We start from the raw sequence: 20,447 nt of genomic DNA, 5'->3' as shown, positions 1-20,447 counted from the left end.
GATGCGGGCACGCAACCGCAGGACGAGGATGGAGTGGCCGGGAGCCTGTCCCCGGAGCAGCGTGCACGGTCGAGAGCCGCGGCGCCGGGCCGCCGGCCCCCCGGGCTTCCGGGTCGCGGAGGATCCGATATGTCCGTGCTCTTCTTCGACATCGGGGCGACCCTGGCGGACGCCCGTATCGAGGCCGACGGCTCGCTGGAGCTCACGCCGCGGCCACGCGTCCTGGCCGTGCTCGACGCCTTCCGTGACGTTCCGCAGGGGATCCTCTCCCACCCCGGGACGCACGAAGGCGCCGCCGAGACGGCCGCCGCCGCGCTCCACGCGGCCTTCCCCGGCCGCTTCACGGACGACCGGCTCGTGCACTGGGGCCCGAAGGACAGCCGCCGGCTCTTCGACGAGGCGGTCACGAGCGCGGCCGGTGCGGCAGCGCGGCCGCACTCGGCGGACGAGTGCGTCTTCGTGGGCGAGGACCCCCAGGAGCGGGCGTTCGCCCGCGAGGCGGGGATGCGTACCGCGCCCGGCCCCGTGTTCACCCTCGCCGCTCTGGAGAACAGGCCCGTCTTCTGGACCCGGATCGAACTGCCCGAAGGGCACCGGCTGTCCCGGCTGGCGGCGGTCGCGGAGGAGACCGAGGTCGTCCCGGTGCACGTCACCTCCGCGACGCTCGTGCTCGCCATGACGACCACCCGCGGCGCCGGCGCCCTCGAGGACGCCGGCTTCCGGGTGGACCTGCGGGCACCGGTCGACGACACGGCCGCCTTCCTCGTCCGCGACAACCGTCCCCTCCCGGCCGCCGGCGCCGCCGCGGACGCCGCGCCCGGTCCGGCCGCCGCGACGGCGCGGCGCGCCACGGCGGTCTTCGGCCACGTCGCTGACGGACTGGCGGCCACGGCGGCCCTCGCGGTCACACCGCTGGGTCCCGCGCCGGGCGGGGTGTACCTCGCCGCGCCCGCCGGCACCCCGGTCGAGGAGCTGCATCTGCCCGGCGCGAAACCGGGACACACCGAGCGGCTGCTGCCGGACCCGGCGCTCCTCGCCGGCCGCGGCACGACGCTCCCCGAGGGCCTCGCCGCCGTGTTCGGCGACGGTCTGCCGTCCGGTCCGACCATCGACGCGGTGCGTGCCGCCGTCACCCCCGACGTGCTGCGCCGGCACGTGGCGTACATCTCCGGCGCCGAGCCGCTGGAGGAGGGCCTTCCGCTGAAGGTCCGGAGCCGGGACGCGGCCGCCGAGGACAACGTCCGGGTCGTCGACGCGCTGGCGCGCCGGTTCCAGGACCTCGGGCTGACGGTCCGGCGGCATCCGTTCCCCTGGCACGGGCACCGCCTCTTCAACGTCGAAGCAGAACACCGGGTCGCCGGGGCCGATTCCACCGTGCTCATCACCGCCCACATGGACTCCACCGCGGGCAACGGCGTCTTCACCGACGCCGACGGCGAGCCGCGCCCGTACGATCCCGCGGTGGACCCCGCGCCCGGGGCCGACGACGACGGGAGCGGCACCGCGGCCGTGATGGCCGCCGCCGAGTGCCTGACGGCGCTGCTCCAGCACGGCAGGGTCCCGGCCCGCAGCGTGCGCTTCGTCCTCTTCAACGCCGAGGAACAGGGGCTCGTCGGCAGCAAGTACTACGCCCGGGCCGCCGCCGCGGCGGGCGACCGCATCGCCGGCGTCTTCCAGATGGACATGATCGCGGGGCGTCAGCGCGGCAGCGCGCCCGTCATCGAGATCCACGCCGGCTCCCTGGTGCCGGGCCCGGTCGTCAACGCCTCCGACGAACTGGGCGGCCGCGTCGCACGCGCCGTCCCGGTCATCGACCCCGCGCTGACGGTCCAGCAGCTCACCGGCCCCGACGACCCCGCGGTCGGGCGCAGCGACCACGCGAGCTTCCACGAGCGGGGCTGGGCGGCCGTCGCCGTCTCCGAGGACCTGTTCGCCACCCCCGACGGCACGCCCGGGACCGGCACCCGGCAGTACCACACACCGGGCGACACCCTCCTCGACGAGGACCACAACCCGCAGTTCGCGGCGACGGTCGCGCAGTCCGTCACCGCGGCCGCGCTGACGCTCGCCGGTCTGTGACGCCGGCGGCCTCGCCCGCCGTCGGCCCGGCACCGCCGGCCGGAGACGCACCGGCCTCGCCGGCCGGCGGAAGTGCACCCGCACCGCCGCCGGGAGATGCACCGGCCCGCACCGCCCGGGCCGGTCCCCGACGCCCGACGCGCCTGCACGGCAGGCCGGGTTCACGCCATCACGCCGCGCCGGCGGGCATTAACACCCGTCGGCGTGGATAGGACCCCAGTGCCGACGTGACGGCCGTCGGCATTCCTCGTCGGGGAGGACTGCTGCGTGAGCGATGCCCCCTTGTACCTGGAGCCACGGCTGGCGCGGCGGCCGGCCGAGCTGCTGGCGAACGGCGCGTTCCTGCACACGCTCGTGGACGCGCTCGGCTCGCCGCTCAACGTGGTGCTGCCGGAGCAGATCGCGGAGAACGCCCGGCGGTTCCGCGACGTCTACCGGCGCCACAGCCTCTCCGGCCGGATCCTCTTCGCCCACAAGGCCAACCGGTCCAGCGCCCTGATCCGGCACCTCGCCGCGACCGGCCCCGGCACCGGGATCGACGTCGCCTCGCTCGGCGAGCTCCAGCACGCCCTGGGCGCCGGCTTCGGCGCCGACCGGATCGTGGCCACCGGCCCCAAGGACCCCGAGTTCCTGTGGCTCGCCCTCCTCACGGGTGTCACGCTCAACGCCGACAGCGCCGGCGAACTGGAGCAGGCCGCCGCCCTCGTCCGTACGCACGGACTGCGGCGCGTACGCGTCCTGTTGCGCCTGTCCGGCTTCGAAGCCCCCTCCGGGGTGAGGCAGTTGTCCCGCAGGAGCCGCTTCGGCTCGCCCGCCGGATCGCTCGGCCGGCTGCTGGACACCGTCGAGCGCCACCGCGACCAGCTGGAGCCCATCGGCGTCGCCTACCACCTGGACACCACCAGCCCCGAGGAGAAGGCGACCGCGTTCGCCGGCTGCCTGCGGGCGACGGAGGAGTTACGCCTGCGCGGGTTCGACCCGCGCGCCCTCGACATCGGCGGCGGCTTCGGCGTCGGCTACCTGGCGCACGCCGCCCAGTGGGACCGGTACACCACGGCCCTCACCGACGCCGTCCTGGGCCGCCGCCCCCCGCTCACCTGGGGCGGTCACGGCTACGGCCTGCACGCCGAGGGCGGCACCCTGCGCGGCACCCTCGGCCTCTACCCGGCCCACCGCGAGATCACGGGCGCCGCCTATCTCGACGACCTGCTCTCCCGCCCCGCCCCGGGCCTGGACCGCCCCCTGGGCACCCTGCTCCTGGAGGGCCTCTACGACCTGTACACCGAACCCGGCCGGGCCCTGACCGACCAGTGCGGGATCTCCCTGGCCCGCGTGCTCGACGAACGCGGCACCGACGGCGGTGAGCACCTGGTGCGCCTGGCGATGAACGCCGGCGACGTCAGCCTGGAGGACCACGGTGTCCTCATGGACCCCGTACTGGTGCCGCGGGCCCCGGCGCCCGCCGGAGCGGACGCACCGGTGGGGGTCCATCTCATGGGCAACCTGTGCCTGGAGGCGGACCTCATCACCCGCAGGACGGTGTTCCTGCCCCGGCTGCCGCGCCCCGGCGACCTGCTCGCCTTCGCCAACACCGCCGGCTACTGCATGGACTTCGGCGCCACCCGCGCACAGCAGCAGCCCGTCGCCCGCAAGGCCGCCGTACGCCGGGACGCGGACGGCTCCTGGCACTGGTGCCTGGACGAACAGTACTGGCCGATCACACGCACAGGGGGACCACAGGCATGAGGTACGAGAGCATCACCGACGCCATCGGCGACACCCCGCTGGTGCGCATCGACCCGGCCGTGCACGGCCTGCGCGGCATCGACCTCTACGCGAAGCTGGAGATGCTGAACCCCTTCGGGTCCGTCAAGGACAGGGCCGCCTGGAACATGGTGCGCGCCGGCCTGCCGGGCGCCCGGGAGCGCGGCGAGACCATCGTGGAACTCTCCAGCGGCAACACGGCCAAGGCGCTGGCCCTCATCGCGGGCATGCACGGCATCGGGTTCAAGAGCGTCACCAACCGGATGCGCATCCCCGAGATCAAGGACCTGCTCCTGCTGCTGGGGGCGGAGATCGAGGAGCTGCCCGGGCAGAGCGAATGCCTCGACCCGACCGCCACCGACGACCCGCTCACCCTCTTCCACCAGCGGCTCAACGCGCCCGGCAGCGCCCACCTCCACACCGACCAGTACTTCAACACCCTCAACACCGAGGCGCACGCCACCGGCACCGGCCCGGAGATCATCGCCGACCTGGACGGCCGGGCGCCCGACTGGTTCATCGCCTGCGTGGGCACGGCCGGCTCCTCCACGGGCGTGGCCGGGGCGCTGCGCGCGCACGACCCGTCCGTCGGGGTCGTCGGGCTGGTCGCCCGCAAGACGGACTTCATACCCGGGATCCGCACCATCGACGAGGTGCAGGAGGTCGGGCTGTTCGACCCGGCGACGTACGACACCATCGACACCGTCGGCGCCGACGAGGCCATCGACGGGATGCTCACCCTCATCCGGCGCTGCGGCATCCTCTCCGGCCCGACCGGGGGAGCGGCCTACCACGGTGCGGTCCGCCACCTGCGGGCACTGGACGACGAGGGGACCGGGCGGCGCCGCACGGCCGTGTTCATCGTCTGCGACCGCGTCGAGAGCTACCTCGGATACGTCCGCACCCGCCGCCCCGAGCTGCTGGGGATGCCGCCCGCGAGGAACTCGGTGGCCACACTGACCGACAGCGAGGTGCGCTCGGCCGCCTCCATCGACGTCGCCGACGCCCGCAAGTGGATCGCGGCGGAGCGCCCCCTGATCATCGATCTGCGCGGCCCCTTCGCGTACGGGGCGCTGCACATCGAGGGTTCGGTCAACATCGTGGACGAGCTGTTCGACGAACTCGTCCGCGGCGGCCTGCCGTTCGGCAGGCGGCAGCCCGTCCTGCTCGCCTGCCCGGTCGGGGAGAAGTCCGCCCGGTACGCCGCGCTCCTGACCCGCATGGGCCACCAGGACGTCCGCAGCCTCGCGGGCGGCATCATCGCGTGGCGCGACGCGGGCGCCCCGCTGGTCCGGGACTGACATGGGCGACGACATCGAGCTGCTGACCCCCTGGCAGCGTCCGCTGCGCGCCCAGTTCCCGATCATCACCGGGCATCCGGAGCTGGCGTACCTCGACAGCGCGGCGACGGCACAGAAGCCGCAGGCCGTACTGGACGCCGTCATGACGTATCTGACCACCTCGAACGCGAACGCCGGCCGCGGCTCCTACCCGTGGGCGAACCACACCACCGCCCTGGTGGAGAGGGTCCGGGAGCGGATCAAGGAGTTCCTGGACGACCCGGACCCCGCGCACTCGGCCGTGCACTTCACCAGCGGGGCGTCGGAGGGCCTGCGGACCGTCGCCCGCGACTGGCTCCCCGGGCTGCTGTCCGACGGCGACGAGATCGTCGTCCCCTTCGCCGACCACCAGGCGAACCTCTCGCCCTGGCTGGAGGCGGCCCGGCTGCTGGCACGCCAGGGCATCCGGGTCCGGGTACGGGAGCTGCCGTACCAGACGGGCTCCGGCGACTACGACGAGCGGGCCCTGGCCCGGGTGGCCGGACCGCGCACCCGCTTCGTCGCCGCCACCCATGTGCACCACGTCTACGGCTCCGACATGAACGTGCACCGCATCCGCCGGGTGGTCGGCCCGGACGTGCCGATCTGCCTGGACGCCGCGCAGAGCGCCGGGCACCTCCCGGTGTCCGTACGGGAACTGGACGTGGACTTCGTCGTGTTCTCCGGCCACAAGGTGCTGGCGCCGCCCGGTACCGGTGCGATCTGGGCGCGCGGCCGGCGCGGCCCCGAACTGCGGCCCGGCGGCTGGCAGGGCACCCCGAACACCGCCGGCATCGCCGGTCTGGCGGCCGCGCTCGACTGGCTGGACGCGGCGGGGACGGACCGCATCGAACGGTGGACCGTCGCCCTGGCCGCCCGGCTGACCGACGGCCTGGCCAGGATGGACTCCTACGAGGTGCTCGGCTGCCGGGCGAGCCTGGACGCCGCCTCCGAGGTCCAGCGCCGCCGGAGCATCGTGACCTTCCGGCACCGCGGCATCAGCGCCCACGACCTCGGCTTCATCCTGTACAGCCACGGCTTCATGGTCCGCTCCGACGGCCACTGCCAGGCGGGCACCGGCCCCGGTGACGGCTCGGTCCGCGTCAGCCTGCACGTCTACAGCACCCCCGAAGAGGTCGACGGACTCCTTGTCGCGCTCGCCAGTCTGCAATGATTTCCATGACCGTTTCCGGGTGTGGGAGAGGCGCGAGCGAACATGGGTGTGAGCACGGTGGCGGCCGCGCGCTGGGTGGAGCGCTGGGACAGCCAGCAACAGCGGTACGCGGTCGACCGGGAGGAGACGTTCACGGTCATCGCCGACGTGGTCGAGGCCGTCACGGCGGACCGGTCCGCGCCCCTCGTCGCCGACCTGGGCTGCGGACCCGGCTCCCTGGCCGCCCGCCTGGCGGAACGGATGCCCCGCGCCCGGGTGCTCGCCGTCGACGCCGACCCCCGGCTGCTGGAGCTGGGCCGCGCCCACTACGGTCCCGCCGTCCACTACGTGGAGGCCCTCATCGGCGCGCCGGGCTGGCTCGACGCCCTCGGCACGGCCCGCCCGCTCGACGCGGCCGTCTCCTCGACGGCCCTCCACTACCTCGGCGAACGCACCCTGCGCCGGGTCTACCGGGACCTGGCGGCCCGGCTGCGCCCCGGCGGGGTCCTCGTGAACGGCGACCACATCCGCCCCGACTCCGCCGGGGTCGCCGGGATCGCCCTGCACATCGGGCGCCGCCGCACCGAGCGGCGCCTGGCCCGCGCGCACGACGATTGGGACACCTGGTGGTCCGGCGTCGCGGCCGACCCCGAGCTGGCCGCCCTCTTCGCCGCCCACGACGACCGCCGCCACCCGCGCTGCGAAGGCAACGACCTGTCCCTCTCCGGTCACCTCGCCCTGCTGCGGGAGGCCGGCTTCCGGGACGCCGGAACGGTCTGGCAGTTCGGCACCGGCCACGTCCTGGTCGCCGTCCGCTGAGCCGTCGGGACGCACTTCCCGCCCGGGGCCGGCTCCGCGCCGCGGCGGAGTCCGGGCCCGAGGGGCCGGCGCCGGCCCTGCGGGCGGCGCTGCGGGACCGCACCGCGCGGTGAACCGGCGCGGGCCATGGGGGCGTTGTCGGTGGCGCCTTCTACTCTTGCGATCATGAGTTATTCCCTGAGCCCCTACCTGGTCGACCTGGCCGTCGTGCGCGGCGCCGTCGGCTCCGGCGACGCGAAGCTGCGACGGATGATCGGCGGCCGCTTCAAGCAGCGGCTCGCCCACGACGACGACTACTTCGCCGACCAGATCGAGCGCGGCGCCCCCACCCGGTACGACGCGCTGCGCGCGGTGATCGACGGCGGACCGTTCGACGCGGCCCCCGAGTTCGCGTTCCAGTACGGCTACGCGTACCGGATGATCTGCGAGTTCCACGGGCGGTTCCTGTTCAACAACCACTTCTCACCGTTCCGCGGCTCCTGGCTGGAGGAGGTGGACGCGGGGCTGAGCGCCCTGGGGATCACGGCGGTCGCCGTCACCGACTTCATGTACGGGTCCGTGCCGGCTCCGCTGCCCCACCGCGACCTGCCCGGTTACGGCGAGTGGAGCGCGGAGCAGTGCGCGCAGGGCCTGGCGCAGTGGGAGGCGAGCACGCCCGAGCAGCGCGAAGCCCTCGACCCGGAGGTGCTGGAGGCCGTCGAGTCCTGCGTGGACTGGATGCGGCAGGCGCGGGCCAAGGAGGGGTTCGGCATAGCCGGCTTCGGCTCCTGAGCGACCGCGGCCTCCCGGCGGCGGCCGGCCGCCGCGACCTCCCGCGCACGGCGGGGAACGGTCCGTGGCAGCGTCCCGGGTGCCCCGATCCCGTGCTCGCCCGCGGGTCGCGCGAGCGGCCCCGCGGGGTGAGCATGGGTACGTGATGTGGGCATCGTGGACGACAGTCCGGGTCTTCGCGGGCCGCGGTGGTGTGCACACCGAGACGGCCGGTGTGCTCACCGGTGAACTCGACGTGCACACGACGTGGGTCGACGGCGAGGCCCGGGTGGCCGTGCAGCACAGCGGGGCCTCCGACTGGTTCGCCATGACCGGCAGCCCCGTGGCGTGCACGACGGAGGAGGAGAGCCGGGTCCTGCACGAGGCCGTGGTGGCGGCCGTCCGCGCGGGAGGCGGAGCCACCGTCCCGGCCTCCGGAGCTCTCGACCGCTGAGCCCTGAGCGCTGACCGCTGACCGGTCGCAGGGGCCGCCCGGCCTCCGCTGCGCCGTGTCCGGCGGGGCCGGTCGCCCCGGCGCGGGCCACCGGGGCCCGGTGGCTGCCCGGCCGGACGGGAGCCGGGGTCAGCCGCTGGTCAGCAGGGAGTCGTCCTCGGGGCGCGCACCCGGCAGCCGGTAGCGGGCCGCGATGAGGGCCGCGTCCACATCGCGCGTGCCGGTCGAGACGCACAGCGTGTAGGCGATGTCGTCGATGCGCTGGCGCACCTCGGGGCTGGCGGCCTCGTCGGCCTGCAGCAGCTTCAGCGTCTCGTACTGCTCGACCAGGTTCTTCAGGACCGCGGGGTGGGCCATCAGCACGCCGGTTCTCCTTTTCCGCACCCGCAGGTGCCTGTTCCGTCTCGCGTGCCGCACCTGTTACCCGGCGATCCGCGTCCGACACGTCGTGCATGCGACACGTGGCGCGTTCGGTGCGTCGCGCATGCGATACGTCGTGCGTTCGGTGCGGCGCACGGATCGGCGGGCATGCGCCACTTCCCGGCCGCGGCCGGCCGAGGGCGCGGGCCCGGGCGGCGGCGCCCCGGCTGGCGTGATGTGACGAGCGGGACATCGTCCGCGCCGGGCATTCGTCGTATGATCGCCGCGTGACTCTTCTCGTGATGCGCCGGCACGTGGACTACGCGCGCGTCACGACCATGGGCTGTCCGCCCCAGGCCTGATCACCCCGTCACCTCTCCACCCGGCCCTGCCGCGGACGCCCGACGACGCACGGCTCACCCCTGTCGACCGCTTTCCGCACGCCGCGATCCCGCCATCCCAGGGAGCAGGGCCCTCGTCAGACCAGAAACGGAAGGCCACCATGCCGTCCATGCCCGCTGCCTTGCCCACCAGCCTCCCCGTCATCGATCTGTCCCGGGCCGACGATCCGCTCACCCGGGCGGCATTCCGTCGCGATCTGCACGAGGCGGCACGCGACGTCGGGTTCTTCCACCTCACCGGACACGGCGTGAGCCCGGCCGAGACCGAGCGCGTCCTGGCCGTGACGAGGGCGTTCTTCGCCCTGCCCGAGGCCGACCGGCTGGCGATCGCCAACCTGCGCTCGCCCCACTTCCGCGGCTACACCCGCGTGGGCCACGAACTCACCGGCGGCCGGTCGGACTGGCGCGACCAGCTCGACGTGGGTGCGGAGCGGCCGGCGCCCCCCATCGGCCCCGGCGACCCGCCGTACCTGTGGCTGGAGGGCCCCAACCAGTGGCCCGCCGCGCTGCCCGAGCTGCGCTCCGTCGTGCTCGCCTGGCAGGACCGGCTGGCCGCGGTGGCCCACCGGCTGCTGCGGGAGCTGCTCGCCTCCCTGGGTGCGCCCGGGGACTTCTTCGACAAGGACTTCGCCGACCGTCCGCACCTGCACACCAAGCTGATCCGCTACCCCGGATCGGCCCCCTCGGGCGCCGGCCAGGGCGTCGGCGCGCACAAGGACTACGGGTTCCTGACCCTGCTGCTGCAGGACGAGGTGGGCGGTCTCCAAGTCCGGTCGGGAGACGGCTACATCGCCGTACCGCCCCTGCCGGGCGCCTTCGTCGTCAACCTCGGCGAGCTGCTGGAGATAGCCACCGAGGGCTACCTGTCCGCGACGGACCACCGGGTCGTCAGCCCACCCGGTGCGGTGGAGCGGTTCTCGGTGCCGTTCTTCTACAACCCGCGGCTCGACGCGGTGATCAGGACCGTGCCCGGCGCCTACCTGGAGCACGCGCCGGGCGTCGCGCAGGACCTCGACAACCCGCTGCACGCCGAGTACGGCCGCAACGAACTCAAGGGCTGGGTGCGGGCCCACCCCGAGGTGGCGCGCCGTCACCACCCCGAACTCGTGGCCGGCTGACCCCGGGACGCGGGAGGGCGCCCCGCCGGAGCCTGCACGGAGCCGGAGCAGCACCGCTCATGGCCGTCGCCGTCCACGGCGGCACGCGGACCGGTCGGCGTGGCCGCCGCACGCGCCAAAAGGGGCCGGTCCGGGGTGAGTTCCCCGGACCGGCCCCCGACGGGAGTGACGGCGCCCGTCAGTAGGGGCCGTTCACGTTGTCGATGGAGCCGTACCTGGCGGCGGCGTAGTTGCAGGCGGCGGTGATGTTGGCGACCGGGTCGTACGGGTCGGTGGACGTCCCGGGCACGTGGTAGGCGCGGAACGTGGGGTCGATGACCTGGAGGAGGCCCTTGGACGGAGTTCCGGCCGCGGCGTTGGAGTCCCAGTTGTTGATGGCCAGCGGGTTGCCCGAGGACTCACGCATGATGTTGCGGTGAATTCCCTCGTACGTGCCGGGAATTCCGCGCTCGGCCATGATGGCCAGGGCTTCCTTGATCCAGCCGTCGAGATTGTCCGCGTACGCCACGGGCTTCGGGGCGAGGCTGGTGCGCGTGGAGCGGTCGGCCCGCTCCGCCGGGGCGGTGGAAACAGCCTTCGCCTTCGCCGTGGTCTTCACCGCGGTCTTCACTGCGGCCTTCGCCTCGTTCTTCGGCTTCGGCTTGGCGCCGATCGTCAGCTTGAGGCCCGGGTGAATGAGGGACGGATTGTCACCGACGGCCTTGCGGTTGTCCTCGTACAGCTTTTTCCAGCCCCCGGTCACCTCGTGTGTCCGGGCGATCTTGGAAAGCGTGTCACCGGCGATCACGGAATAGGTGACGGGCGAGGTCACGGCCTTTTCCACGACGGCGGAGGGAGCCGTGTTCGGCGCGGCCTCGGCCGCGGTGGCGCCGAACAGCGGCAGGGCGAGGGCGGCGCCGCCCGTGCCCGCGGCGACGAGACGCCGGGTGATCGGATGGTTGCCGGGGCGGCGGTGCTTACCCTTTGCGGGCATGGGACATTCCTCTCCGTCGCCTGCGAGGTGAGCTGTCGGGTTCGGGCTGGAGATGCCCGGCCGCGCAGCGCGCGACTTCACCCCGAGCCGTCCCGTATTTCCGGGCCGGCGGCTTACCTGGGTCCCCCGCTCCTGCCGTACGTCAGTGGATGGGTGCGGATTCCGGGCGGCGGCAGGATTCGGCGGTCCGACCGGATTGACCGTGACGGTAAGCGAGAGCAACGCGGCCGAACAAGTCCTGAATTACGCACGGCCGGTTACGGGAACGCCATCGTTCGCGTCCTCCCGGAAACTCAACTTTCTTTCCGAACAGCGGAAATGGAGGGGGGAGGACTCCAGGAGGCCGGGTTCGGAGGTGAGTCATATCACGGCCGGTGTATAAGGGGCAATTATGTTGGCATGCGGGGGAAACCAAGCAAGATGGCTGACTCATCCGTAATCGGGACATTCAGGCGAAAGGTGCCCGATCCGGCGAGGTGACGGGAAGCGGTCGGCCGGTCACCCGCGAGGAGCTCCGCCCGCCCCGGCCGCGGCGGACCCGGGCGGGGAACGCACCGCGATCTTCCCCGCGCACGCACCTTGCCGCTCCGCCGCATGTCCCGGACAGTTGCCTCCATGGCGATCGTCGTACTGGTGGGCACCCTGGACACCAAAGGGCTGGAGTACGGATGGCTGCGCGAGCGGTTGCTGCGCCACGACGTGGACGTCGTGGTCGTCGACACCGGCGTGGCCGGATCCCCCCGCATACCCGCCGACGTGCCCCGGGCCGACGTGGCGCGGGCGGCCGGCGCCGACCTGGAGCGGTTACGGGCCCAGGGCGACCGCGGCGCGGCCGTCACCGCGATGGCCCGGGGCGCCGCCGAGACCGTGCTGCGCCTCCACGGGGAGGGCCGGCTGCACGGTGTGCTCGCCCTCGGCGGCAGCGGCGGCACGTCCATCGCGACCCGCGCCATGCGCGCGCTGCCGCTCGGCGTGCCCAAGGTGATGGTGTCCTCCATGGCCGCGGGCGACGTCTCGCCGTACGTCGGCTCCGCGGATATCACCATGATGTACAGCGTGGTCGACATCGCGGGCGTCAACAGCGTCTCCGCGCCGATCCTCGCCAACGCCGCCGACGCCGTCGCGGGTATGGCGAAGGGCTTCGCCGCGGCCGGCCGGGCCCCGCTGCCCACCGGCCCCGGTGCAAACGGCGGCCGCCCCCTCGTCGCCGCGAGCATGGCGGGCGTGACGACCCCCGGCGTCGACGCCGCCCGCGAACGGCTGACCGGACTCGGCTACGAAGTGCTCGTGTTCCACGCCAGCGGCGCGGGCGGGCGCACCCTCGAAACGCTGTCCGGGCAGGGACTTTTCGCGGGCGTCCTCGACCTCACGCTCAGCGAGCTCGCCGACGACCTCTGCGGCGGCATCCTCACCGCGGGCCCGGACCGGCTCCAGGCCGCCGGGCGCCGCGGCATCCCCCAGGTGGTCGCCCCGGGCGCGCTGGACATGGTGAAGTTCGGCCCGGCCGACACCGTTCCCGCGCGGATGCGCGACCGGGACATGCGCGTGCACAACCCGTCCATCACGGTGGTGCGCACGACGCCGCGGGAGTGCGCGGAACTCGGCCGCCGCGTGGCGGCGAAGCTGCGGACCGCCACCGGCCCGGCCGCCGTGTGCCTGCCCCTGCGCGGACTGTCCACGCTGGGGGAGCCGGGCGGGCCGTACCACGACCCGGCCGCGGACGAAGCGCTGTTCGGGGCCCTGCGCGACGGGCTGCGCGGCAGCGCCGTCGACGTCGTCGAGATCGACACGCACATCAACGACCCGGCGTTCGGCCGTGCCGCCTCCGACCTGCTGCACCGCATGATCAGCGGCGCACCGGTCAGGCAGGTGCCGAGGCCTTCGCGATGAGCAGGTCGAGCAGCGACAGCAGCGCGTCCCGGACGTCGCCCCGTGACCGGGCGTCCAGCAGCAGGACCGGCGTGTCCGGGTCGCCCAGCCGCAGAGCCGCCCTGATCTCCTCGACGGTGTAGGGCTGTTCGCCGTGGAAGCAGTTGGCGCCCACGACGAAGGGCAGTCCCCGGCTCTCGAAGAAGTCGACGGCCGGGAAGCTGCGGTCCAGGCGCCGCGTGTCCACGAGCACGACCGCTCCGAGCGCGCCGTTCAGCAGGTCGTCCCACATGAACCAGAAGCGCTCCTGGCCGGGCGTACCGAACAGGTAGAGGACCACACCGGCGTCGGTGAGGGTGATCCGGCCGAAGTCCATCGCCACCGTGGTCACGGCCTTGGACTCGATGCCGTCGAGGTCGTCGACGCCGACGCCCGCGGCCGTCAGCCGCTCCTCCGTGCGCAGCGGCTCGATCTCCGAGATCGTCTCGACCAGTGTCGTCTTCCCGACGCCGAAGCCCCCGGCGACGAGGATCTTGACGGGGGCCGCTTCCGCGGACGGCGCTTCCCGGGACGGGGACCGGGGGTCAGATACGGGCAAGGTTGTCCCTGATTCTCATGAGCAGACGGGCATCGGTGGTCTCGGACTCCTCCAGCGGCGGCCGGTGGTGGATCAGCCCGCGGTCCGCGAGCTCGCCGAGGAGGAGCGTCGTCGGAGTCAGGCGCATACGCATCCGGGCCGCGATCTCCGCGACCGCCAGCCCGCCGGGCGGCGGACACATGGCCAGGACGGCCTGCCACTCCGAGGGCAGGCCGCCCCGCGCGTCCGCGGCGACGGCCGCCGTGATCGTGGTGTCCATGGTCAGGGCGGTGTGCGGAGCTGCCGTACGGCCGTCGGTCAGGGCGTACAGCCGCGTCCGCCGGCGGCCCGCGCGGGGCGGCTCGTCCGCCATTACGACGTGGACGTCTCGGTGCGTTCGGGCGTCCCCAGCCACTCGCCCAGCGCCTGCGCGGTGCGCACGGCCTCGCCGCCCAGCTCGCCGAGGCGCGCCTTGCGCGAGGTCACGACGATGAGGGTGCTGCCCTCGCCGCAGCCCACGATGCACAGGTACCGGTCGTCCATCTCCACCAGCTGGCGGATCACCCGGCCCCCGTCGATCTCCCGGGAGATCGCCTTCATCGTGGCCGCGATGCCGGAGGCCGCCGCGGCGACGCGCTCGGCCTGGGGCCGGTCCAGCAGGTAGGCGCTGAGTTTGATCCCGTCGTTGGACAGCAGCACGGCGCCCTGGATGCCGGCGATCCTGCTCAGGTTGTTGTCCAGGACGCTGTAGATCATGTCGTTCGGTGTCGTCATGGCTGATCCCGTCGGAGCTCTTGTTCGACTTGCTGGGTTCCGTGTTCGTAGTCCGACCAGGCGTCGGCCACTTCCTCGGGGGTCGCCGTGTCGGGGGCGACCGTTGCTTCCGGTGCGCGAGGCTCGCGCAGTTGCCGGACCATGTGGGTCTGCGGCACGCGCTCGGGGAGGGGCGGCCGGGCGCCGCCTCCGTCCCCCGGCGCCGCGGGCCGTACCGGCGGAGCGTCCTGCGCCCGCTGCTGCGTGCGGCGCACGGGCAGCCCGGCGGCGCCGGCGAGCGGCACCGGCCCGGCACTGCCCTCCGCACGGCGCGGCAGAGCCGCCCGGCCCGGCTGCGCGGGCACCCGCGCGGCCTCGGGCGCGGGCTCGTGAGCGGTGGAGGTCTCGTGCGCGGTGGCCGGTCCGCCGGCCGAGGCGGGCGCGGACGGCGGTGTCACCGCTGCGCGCACCGGCTCCCGCTCCCCGCCGCTCCCCGCCGCGCCGCGGCCGTCGCGGTCCTTCCCGGGCCCGGTCGGTACGAGGTGCTCGGCCGGGACGATCACCACGGCCGAGGTCCCGCCGTAGACCGACCGGCGCAGCGTCACCGTGGCTCCGAGCCGGTCGGCGAGGTGGCCGACGACGAAGAGCCCGAGCCGGTGGGCGTTCTCGGCGAGGACGGCGTACGGCGGCGCGGAGTGCAGGCGCCCGTTCATCTCCTCGTACGCCGCGGGCGTGACCCGGGGCCCCCGGTCCTCGATCTCCACCGACAGCCCGTCGGTGACCAGCTCGGCCCGGATGACCACCTTCGAGCGCGGCGGCGAGAAGCGGGTCGCGTTGTCCAGCAGCTCGGCGAGCAGATGGCTGATCTGGCTGATCACCCGCGGTTCCACGCTGATCTCGTCCAGTGCCTGCCGCTCGATGCGCCGGAAGTCCTCCACCTCCGCGGCGGCCTCCCGCAGCAGATCGGCGACGCGCATGGGATCGGTGTGCGGATCGGGGATCTCCCCACCCGCGAGGATGAGCAGGTTCTCGATCTGCCGCCGCATCCCCACCGTCAGCTGGTCGGACCGCATCAACCGGGCGAGCAGCGTCTCGTCGTGCCCGAAGGTGTCCTGCAGCTCCTCGGTCAGGGTCAGCTGCCGGCTCACCAGGTTGCCGGTGCGGGAGGCGATGCCCGCGGCGAACATCCCGAAACCGTGACGCTCCGCCGCCAGTTGCCGGTGGCCGTCCACGGACACGGCGACGACCCGCGCGAACGCATCGCTGATCCGCCCGACTTCGTCCCGGTTCCCGGTGACCGAGGGCAGGGCGCCGGAGTCGACGGGCAGCCCGCGCTGGAGCCGGTCGACGACGTCCGGCAGGGTCTCCTCGGCGATGGTCACCGTGCGCTCGTGCAGCCGGCGCAGACGCCGCAGCATCGAGCGCGTGATGACGACGACGCCCGCCGCGACCAGCAGCAGCGCGCCCGCGCTGGCCGTGATCAGCCAGGTGACCTCGGACTCCAGCTCGTCGGCCTTCGCGTCGGCACGCGCCAGCAGCCCCTGGGACCGCGCGGTGTTCAGCGCGTCCAGCCGGGCGCCCCACACGGCCTGCGCGGCCCGCCAGCCGGTGACCTCGCGCGGCAGCCGCACGCCGAACTCGATGTCCTTGTGGTCGGACATGACGGTGTTCTCGATACGGACCTTGGTCTGCCACGCGTCCGAGCCGACGAGCTGCGCGTACAGCTCGCTCTCCGCGGGCGGCAGCTGCGGAACGACCCAGGTGTCGTACAGATAGCGGTGGGCGCCGACCGCGTTGACGAAGTCCGAGAACTGCGTCGCGCTCAGCTCCCGGGACGGCCCGGCCAGCGCCAGGAGCGTGTCCTGCCGCGCCAGCATCTCCGACGCCGAGTACATCGTGACCACGACCCGGCTCTCCAGCGTGAGCTCGGCGTCCTCGGTGTGGCTGAACTCGTCCTGGTAGAACCGGATCATCTGGCCGATGACGTTCGTGTAGTACACGACCGTGCTGTCGGCGCTGCCGGTGCGCAGGTCCGTCCGCTCCCGGTAGGGGGCCAGGTCGTCCAGGCCCTCCGTCACCTCCTGGAGGCGTCGGCGCGCCTCCTCGGACCGGGCGCCCGGTCCCGCGGCCCGGCGGAACTCCGCCACCGCGCGGTCGGTGGCCGCCCGCCGGTCCTCCAGCTCCTGCTCCGGCACGGACGCGCCCGACCAGCGGGCGGCGCTCGCCGCCCGCTCGGCCTGCATCGCGCCCAGCAGCCGGTACAGGGGCGCGCCGATCCGCTGGCCCGCCGCCACGTCCGCGCGCAGGTGGTGCGACTGGTCCAGCAACCGGTCCGCGGTGACGGCGACCTGGGTGCCCATCGCCACGGTGGGCACCACCGCCAGCAGGACGAGGAGGGTCCGGAGGCGTACGGTGCGCCGGCGCCGGCGTGGTTCCGGCGGGGTCGGCGGTCCTTCGGGTGCGGTGCCGGGTTCTATGGGAGACATCAGCCCTCGGAGCGGAGAAGCGGGGACCGACCGGCAGCCGGGCACGGCGCAGCCCTGGGGGAGGGGCTCGGGGACGGCCGGTCCGGCTTCGGCGCGGGGACGAGAAGGATGCCGATCATAACCAGCCACGCGCAGAAAGGGAGACGTTGCCTCCGTGCTCCCTGCGTGGTAGGGCGCCGGGACGGTTCGGCCGGGCGGGTGCCGGATCGCGGGACCGGGCGGGCGACATCCGTGACCGGGGTCCTGTCGAACAGGGGTCGATCACGAGATATCTTGATGTCGAGCAATGTTACAGACGTGGAGCGGAGCACCCGGTGACTGACTCGACCATCATCTATACGCACACCGACGAGGCCCCGGCCCTGGCGACGTACTCGTTCCTGCCCGTGGTCCAGGCGTATGCCTCGACGGCCGGTGTCACCGTGGAGACGCGTGACATCTCCCTGGCGGGCCGGATCATCGCCGGGTTCCCGGAGTACCTGCAGGAGGGCCAGCGCATCGACGACGCGCTCGCCGAGCTGGGTGAGCTGGCCAAGACCCCCGACGCCAACATCATCAAGCTGCCGAACATCTCGGCCTCCATCCCGCAGCTGAAGGCCGCGGTCGCCGAGCTGCAGCAGCAGGGCTACGCGCTCCCGGACTACCCGGACGACCCGAAGACCGACGAGGAGCGCGACATCCGCGCCCGCTACGACAAGGTCAAGGGCAGCGCCGTGAACCCGGTCCTGCGCGAGGGCAACTCCGACCGCCGCGCCCCCGCGTCGGTCAAGAACTACGCCAAGGCCCACCCGCACCGCATGGGTGCGTGGACGTCCGAGTCGAAGACCAACGTCGCGACGATGGGCGAGAACGACTTCCGCTCCACCGAGAAGTCCACGGTCGTCACCGAGGACGGCGCGCTGCGCATCGAGCTGGTGGGCGACGACGGCACCACCACCGTCCTGCGCGAGTCGGTCCCGGTCCTCGCGGGCGAGGTCGTCGACGCCTCGGTCATGCGCGTCGCGGCGCTCCGCGAGTTCCTGACCGCGCAGGTGGCGCGCGCCAAGGAGGAGGGCATCCTCTTCTCCGTGCACCTGAAGGCCACGATGATGAAGGTCTCCGACCCCATCGTCTTCGGCCACGTCGTACGGGCCTTCTTCCCCAAGACCTTCGCGAAGTACGGCGAGGCGCTGGCCGCCGCCGGCCTGTCCCCGAACGACGGTCTGGGTGCCCTCCTCAAGGGCCTGGACGGCGTCCCGCACCTGGGCGCCGAGATCAAGGCCTCCTTCGAGGCCGAGCTCGCCGAGGGCCCCGAGCTGGCCATGGTCGACTCCGACAAGGGCATCACCAACCTGCACGTCCCGAGCGACGTCATCGTCGACGCCTCCATGCCGGCCATGATCCGCACCTCCGGCCACATGTGGGGCCCGGACGGCCAGGAGCACGACACCCTCGCGGTCCTGCCGGACAGCAGCTACTCCGGCGTCTACCAGGCCGTCATCGACGACTGCCGCGCCCACGGCGCCTTCGACCCGTCCACCATGGGCTCCGTGCCGAACGTCGGCCTGATGGCGCAGAAGGCCGAGGAGTACGGCAGCCACGACAAGACCTTCGAGATCCCCACCACCGGCACCGTCCGCCTGGTCGACCAGGCCGGCAACGTCGTCCTGGAGCAGACCGTCTCCGCCGGCGACATCTTCCGCGCCTGCCAGACCAAGGACGCGCCGATCAAGGACTGGGTGAAGCTCGCCGTCACCCGCGCCCGCGCCACCGGTGACCCGGCCGTGTTCTGGCTCGACGAGAGCCGCGCGCACGACGCCCAGCTCATCACCAAGGTCAAGCAGTACCTGCAGGAGCACGACACCGAGGGCCTGCAGATCGAGATCATGTCGCCGGTGGAGGCCACCGCGTTCTCCCTGGAGCGCATCCGCCGCGGCGAGAACACGATCTCCGTCACCGGCAACGTGCTGCGTGACTACCTCACCGACCTGTTCCCGATCCTCGAGCTCGGCACCAGCGCCAAGATGCTCTCGGTCGTCCCGCTGATGAACGGCGGCGGCCTGTTCGAGACGGGCGCCGGCGGCTCGGCCCCCAAGCACGTCCAGCAGCTGGTCAAGGAGAACTACCTGCGCTGGGACAGCCTGGGCGAGTTCCTCGCCCTCGCCGTCAGCTTCGAGCACCTCGCGCAGAAGGAGGGCAACGCCCGCGCCCAGGTCCTCGCGGACACGCTGGACCGCGCGACCGGCACGTTCCTGAACGAGGACAAGTCGCCCTCCCGCCGCCTCGGCGGCATCGACAACCGCGGCAGCCACTTCTACCTGGCCATGTACTGGGCCCAGGAGCTGGCCAAGCAGACCGACGACGCGGAGCTGGCCAAGGCGTTCGCCACGGTCGCCCAGACGCTCACCGACAACGAGCAGAAGATCGTCGACGAGCTGATCGCGGTCCAGGGCAAGCCGGTCGACATCGGCGGCTACTACCACCCGGACCCGGCCAAGGCCGCGGCCGTGATGCGCCCGTCGGAGACCCTCAACCAGGTTCTCGCGACCCTGGCCTGAGCCCGGCGTCCCTCCGCGCGCCCCTGAGGCACCGTTCCGCCCCGGCCGGCATCCTGCCCGGCCGGGGCGGTCGTGTTCCCGGGCGGTCGTGTTCCGGGCGGTCCGTTCCGCAAGGACAGGGGTCCGCGGCAGGCGCGCGGCCGAGAGGGCCGGGCCGTCACCCCCGGCCCCCTCGTCGGAACACCGCGCTCAGGGAACGGGCCCCGAGGCGGTGGCCGTCCGCTCGCCGGGCGGCGGCCCGGCGACCACGACCGTGGCCGGCCGCAGGAGGTGCTCGCCGACCGCGTACCCCGGCCGCAGCACCACGGTGCACGTGGGCCGGTCGAACCAGTGGCACGGGTGGTACGCGACGGCCTCGTGCACCAGCGGGTCGAACGGGTCGCCCACCGCGCCCACGGGCAGCAGGCCCAGCGCGCTCAGCTCCGTCTCCAGGGCCCGCGCCACCTGCTGGAAGCCGCCGGTCACCTCGCCCTGGTCGGCGGCGGCGTCCAGCGCGTCGAGCACCGGCAGGAACCGGGCGAGCACATTGGCCACGGCGATCCCGTGCACCGCGGCGCGGTCGCGGCGGACCCGCTTGCGGTAGTTGTCGTACTCGGCCTTCAGCCGCTGGAGGTCGGCCGTGCGCTCGCGCAGGGTCGCCTGGAGGGCGGGGTCCTGGACCGGCGCGGGGCCGACGGCCCGGGGCGGGCGCTCCCGGCGGGCCGGCCGCTCGGCGGGCGCGGGGGCGCGGGCGGGACCCGGCCCGGTGAGCATCAGCGGGGTGCCGGGCCCGCTGGAGACGTCGGTCAGGCGGCTCACCCCGTGTCCCCCTTCGGCTTGTCGTCGTCGACGATCTCGGCGTCGACCACGTCGTCGGCAGCGGCATCCTGCGCGGCACCGGGAGCCTCACCGGCACCGCCGGCGCCCCCGGCGGCCTGGGCGCCGGCGGACCCCTGCGCGCCGGCGTACATCGCCTGGCCGAGCTTCTGGGAGACGGCCGCGACCTTCTCGGTGGCGGTGCGGATCTCCGCGGTGTCCTCGCCCTTCAGCTTCTCC

The 20,447-nt window shown here is 73.5% G+C and carries 17 protein-coding genes, 1 pseudogene and 1 riboswitch; of the genes and pseudogenes, 10 read left to right on the top strand and 8 right to left on the bottom strand.

Annotated features, from left to right (window positions below):
- The first annotated feature begins 129 nt into the window (after nucleotides 1-129).
- The 7 genes from ACIA79_RS22635 to ACIA79_RS22605 all read left to right on the top strand — a co-directional run bounded on the left by ACIA79_RS22635 (nucleotide 130) and on the right by ACIA79_RS22605 (nucleotide 8,338).
- The gene (locus ACIA79_RS22635) at nucleotides 130-2,079 is read left to right on the top strand and encodes a M28 family metallopeptidase (protein WP_399430147.1); all 1,950 of its coding nucleotides are present in this window, start codon (nucleotides 130-132) and stop codon (nucleotides 2,077-2,079) included.
- Nucleotides 2,080-2,346: 267 nt separating this feature from the next.
- Nucleotides 2,347-3,825, top strand: coding sequence for a Y4yA family PLP-dependent enzyme (locus ACIA79_RS22630; RefSeq protein ID WP_399430146.1), 1,479 nt, complete (start codon nucleotides 2,347-2,349; stop codon nucleotides 3,823-3,825).
- Entirely contained in the window at nucleotides 3,822-5,144 is a 1,323-nt protein-coding gene (locus ACIA79_RS22625) for a pyridoxal-phosphate dependent enzyme (RefSeq protein ID WP_399430145.1), read from the top strand. The genes ACIA79_RS22630 and ACIA79_RS22625 overlap by 4 nt, the downstream gene beginning before the upstream one ends.
- Nucleotide 5,145: 1 nt before the next feature.
- Entirely contained in the window at nucleotides 5,146-6,336 is a 1,191-nt protein-coding gene (locus tag ACIA79_RS22620; RefSeq protein ID WP_399430144.1) for an aminotransferase class V-fold PLP-dependent enzyme, read from the top strand.
- Nucleotides 6,337-6,378: 42 nt separating this feature from the next.
- Entirely contained in the window at nucleotides 6,379-7,134 is a 756-nt protein-coding gene (locus tag ACIA79_RS22615; RefSeq protein WP_399430143.1) for a class I SAM-dependent methyltransferase, read from the top strand.
- Nucleotides 7,135-7,299: 165 nt separating this feature from the next.
- A complete protein-coding gene (locus tag ACIA79_RS22610) occupies nucleotides 7,300-7,905 on the top strand; it encodes a hypothetical protein (RefSeq protein WP_399430142.1) in 606 nt (201 codons plus the stop codon).
- A 145-nt stretch (nucleotides 7,906-8,050) separates the two neighbouring features.
- Nucleotides 8,051-8,338 carry a hypothetical protein gene (locus ACIA79_RS22605; RefSeq protein ID WP_399430262.1) on the top strand — a complete coding sequence of 96 codons (288 nt, stop codon included), beginning with the start codon at nucleotides 8,051-8,053 and terminating at the stop codon, nucleotides 8,336-8,338.
- 129 nt (nucleotides 8,339-8,467) lie between these two features.
- Here ACIA79_RS22605 and ACIA79_RS22600 read toward each other — a convergent pair whose 3' ends face one another.
- A complete protein-coding gene (locus ACIA79_RS22600; protein WP_399430141.1) occupies nucleotides 8,468-8,701 on the bottom strand; it encodes a DUF5133 domain-containing protein in 234 nt (77 codons plus the stop codon).
- A 499-nt stretch (nucleotides 8,702-9,200) separates the two neighbouring features.
- Between ACIA79_RS22600 and ACIA79_RS22595 the strand changes: the two genes are divergently transcribed.
- Complete coding sequence (locus tag ACIA79_RS22595; RefSeq protein WP_399430140.1) at nucleotides 9,201-10,217, top strand: isopenicillin N synthase family dioxygenase; 1,017 nt, start codon at nucleotides 9,201-9,203, stop codon at nucleotides 10,215-10,217.
- 178 nt (nucleotides 10,218-10,395) lie between these two features.
- Here the strand turns inward: ACIA79_RS22595 and ACIA79_RS22590 are convergent, their stop codons facing one another.
- Nucleotides 10,396-11,190, bottom strand: a complete 795-nt coding sequence (locus ACIA79_RS22590; protein ID WP_399430139.1) for a transglycosylase SLT domain-containing protein — start codon at nucleotides 11,188-11,190, stop codon at nucleotides 10,396-10,398.
- A 2-nt stretch (nucleotides 11,191-11,192) separates the two neighbouring features.
- A riboswitch (cyclic di-AMP (ydaO/yuaA leader) is annotated at nucleotides 11,193-11,356 on the bottom strand.
- A 449-nt stretch (nucleotides 11,357-11,805) separates the two neighbouring features.
- On the opposite strand from ACIA79_RS22590, the gene ACIA79_RS22585 reads away from it, so the two are divergent.
- Nucleotides 11,806-13,080, top strand: coding sequence for a Tm-1-like ATP-binding domain-containing protein (locus ACIA79_RS22585; RefSeq protein WP_399430138.1), 1,275 nt, complete (start codon nucleotides 11,806-11,808; stop codon nucleotides 13,078-13,080).
- On the opposite strand, the gene ACIA79_RS22580 is transcribed toward ACIA79_RS22585, so the two are convergent.
- Genes ACIA79_RS22580 through ACIA79_RS22565 form a run of 4 tightly spaced genes read right to left on the bottom strand, consistent with a single transcriptional unit; the run spans nucleotide 13,052 to nucleotide 16,875 of the window.
- Nucleotides 13,052-13,657, bottom strand: a complete 606-nt coding sequence (locus ACIA79_RS22580) for a GTP-binding protein (RefSeq protein ID WP_399430137.1) — start codon at nucleotides 13,655-13,657, stop codon at nucleotides 13,052-13,054. The genes ACIA79_RS22585 and ACIA79_RS22580 overlap by 29 nt on opposite strands.
- Entirely contained in the window at nucleotides 13,644-14,009 is a 366-nt protein-coding gene (locus tag ACIA79_RS22575; protein WP_399430135.1) for a DUF742 domain-containing protein, read from the bottom strand. The genes ACIA79_RS22580 and ACIA79_RS22575 overlap by 14 nt, the downstream gene beginning before the upstream one ends.
- Entirely contained in the window at nucleotides 14,009-14,410 is a 402-nt protein-coding gene (locus tag ACIA79_RS22570) for a roadblock/LC7 domain-containing protein (RefSeq protein ID WP_399430134.1), read from the bottom strand. The genes ACIA79_RS22575 and ACIA79_RS22570 overlap by 1 nt, the downstream gene beginning before the upstream one ends.
- Entirely contained in the window at nucleotides 14,407-16,875 is a 2,469-nt protein-coding gene (locus tag ACIA79_RS22565) for a nitrate- and nitrite sensing domain-containing protein (protein ID WP_399430133.1), read from the bottom strand. The genes ACIA79_RS22570 and ACIA79_RS22565 overlap by 4 nt, the downstream gene beginning before the upstream one ends.
- A gap of 314 nt (nucleotides 16,876-17,189) precedes the next feature.
- On the opposite strand from ACIA79_RS22565, the gene ACIA79_RS22560 reads away from it, so the two are divergent.
- On the top strand, nucleotides 17,190-19,412 hold the full coding sequence (locus tag ACIA79_RS22560) for an NADP-dependent isocitrate dehydrogenase (protein ID WP_399430132.1): 2,223 nt from the start codon (nucleotides 17,190-17,192) through the stop codon (nucleotides 19,410-19,412).
- Nucleotides 19,413-19,601: 189 nt separating this feature from the next.
- On the opposite strand, the gene grpE is transcribed toward ACIA79_RS22560, so the two are convergent.
- Nucleotides 19,602-20,210, bottom strand: a complete 609-nt coding sequence (gene grpE, locus ACIA79_RS22555) for a nucleotide exchange factor GrpE (RefSeq protein ID WP_399430131.1) — start codon at nucleotides 20,208-20,210, stop codon at nucleotides 19,602-19,604.
- Nucleotides 20,207-20,447, bottom strand: a pseudogene (gene dnaK, locus ACIA79_RS22550) (molecular chaperone DnaK); the annotation flags it as partial. The pseudogene dnaK and the gene grpE, both read right to left, overlap by 4 nt.

It is taken from the genome of Streptomyces sp. NPDC051310 (genome assembly GCF_044455245.1).
Taxonomy (GTDB): Bacteria; Actinomycetota; Actinomycetes; order Streptomycetales; family Streptomycetaceae; genus Streptomyces.
Note: the sequence above shows the minus strand (reverse complement) of the source record. Positions and strands in the feature narration are given on the sequence as shown.